General features: G+C 30.6%; 1 protein-coding gene and 1 pseudogene. One reads left to right on the top strand and one right to left on the bottom strand.

Translation table 11 applies throughout. The annotated features are described in order from the left end of the window. Window positions 1–189: pseudogene (locus tag L8Y18_RS08480) on the top strand (peroxide stress protein YaaA); the annotation flags it as partial. Window positions 190–212: 23 nt separating this feature from the next. Here L8Y18_RS08480 and L8Y18_RS08475 read toward each other — a convergent pair. Beyond that, window positions 213–1,418 carry a major outer membrane protein gene (locus L8Y18_RS08475; RefSeq protein WP_263676657.1) on the bottom strand — a complete coding sequence of 402 codons (1,206 nt, stop codon included), beginning with the start codon at window positions 1,416–1,418 and terminating at the stop codon, window positions 213–215. Window positions 1,419–1,659: the final 241 nt, after the last annotated feature.

Raw genomic sequence — 1,659 nt, 5'->3', positions numbered from 1 at the left:
TTTTTAAAAAATTCCAAAACTTTAAGTCATTTTGCTAAAGCTTATAGGGGTAAAATGCTAAGAGTATTGGCAAGTAAAAATATACATAATAAAGAAGCTTTGCTTGAAAATCTACCTAATGATTTAAAAATAAAAGAAATTAAAATACAAGGATTAAAAGAAGAGATAATTTTAGATATAGTAAGCTAAGCCTTTTGGCTTAGCTTTTATAATTAGAATTTGTATAGAGCTTCAAGTCTGATGAATTGATCATCGCTATCATGAACACCATTGGTGTTATAATCTTCAGTTAAGTAAGAATAGAAGCCGCTAAATGTAAGTTTTGGACTATATGCATAAGATACTCTTGCAATATATTCATTTTTATCTATATCATGGCCAACTTGTTCAGATTTACCACCGATATAATCAAATCCTACTCTAACAGTTTCAGCAAAAGTATAACCTAAACCTGCAAAATAGAAGAAGTTTTCACCTGTACTACCTCTTAAATCACTACCTTCAGAATAGAAAATTTGCTCACCTGGAGCGATTACTCTACCTTTATCTTCTAAAACTACTAAGCTAGCTTTGTCTTTTTCACCATAACCAACGATACCTGCTTGGAAATCAAAAGCAGAAATTTGTCCTTGTAATTGAGCAGCGTAGAAATTGCTATTATCTAGACCTAATTTTTCTTTATCACTATCCAAGCTATTTCCTAAGTATTGAGCTTGGATTTTGAAGTTAGCATCGTTGAATGCAAATTTATAGCTAGCATCTACTGCATATAAAAATGCCCAATTGTTTGAATAAGCAGCCCATACTTGGAAAGCAAATGGATCAAAATCACCTAATACAGCAGCACCATATAAAGAAGTATCAGCAATACCTAAATCTGTAAAATCTCCATCGCTTGTAACATTGAAGCTATCAAACCAATAACCAGCAAAAGTTAAACCTTCGATAGAATTATTAAGAATTTTAGCTCCTGTTCCTACTGCATCATCAGTCCAAATAGAACCAACTTCCATTTTACCAAAGATTACATTTGTAGCGTAAGCTTCATTAGTATATTCTAAGTAAGCTTGTTGAACTGCAAAAGTACTATCAGTATCAGTTTCAGCTTTAGCTTTAGCATTTGGGCTATTAAAACCAAGTTCACTTGTACTATATTGGAATTGAACAAAAGCTTTGAAGTTATCATCTAAAGCTGCTTTGAAATTTAATTGAGATTTAAATTTATGCTTGTTTTCTTTAGAGCTGTTGTAACCATCTACAATTGTATTGCCAATATCTCTTCTATCAGATTCAAATCTATATCTGAACATTCCTGATACATCAACATCTTTTATAGCTTCTTCAAGTGAAACAGCGTTAGCTGCTGAAAAAGCACCTGCAGCTAATGCTGCTACTAAACTAAGTTTAACTAGTTTCATGAGAATTCTCCTTATTAAAATTAAAACTATGGCTTGTATTATAGCATAGTTTTATATAAGAATTCTTAAAGTAAATAAAAACGATAAAAATATATTAAAGGGTTGTATTTATAGATTGAATTATCTTTAAAGATCTAGTTTGAAACTAGATCTTTAAAAACTAAGGAGTTATCTATGAATGTTTGCTTTTACAAATGTAATTATGCTCTTTGATAGTTAATGTTTGGAAACTGAGGGTTTA

Source organism: Campylobacter sp. CNRCH_2007_0968H (assembly GCF_025773245.1).
GTDB classification, from domain to species: domain Bacteria; phylum Campylobacterota; class Campylobacteria; order Campylobacterales; family Campylobacteraceae; genus Campylobacter_D; species Campylobacter_D lari_D.
The sequence above is the reverse complement of the archived record's forward strand: the minus strand, read 5'-3'. Positions and strand labels throughout refer to the sequence as shown.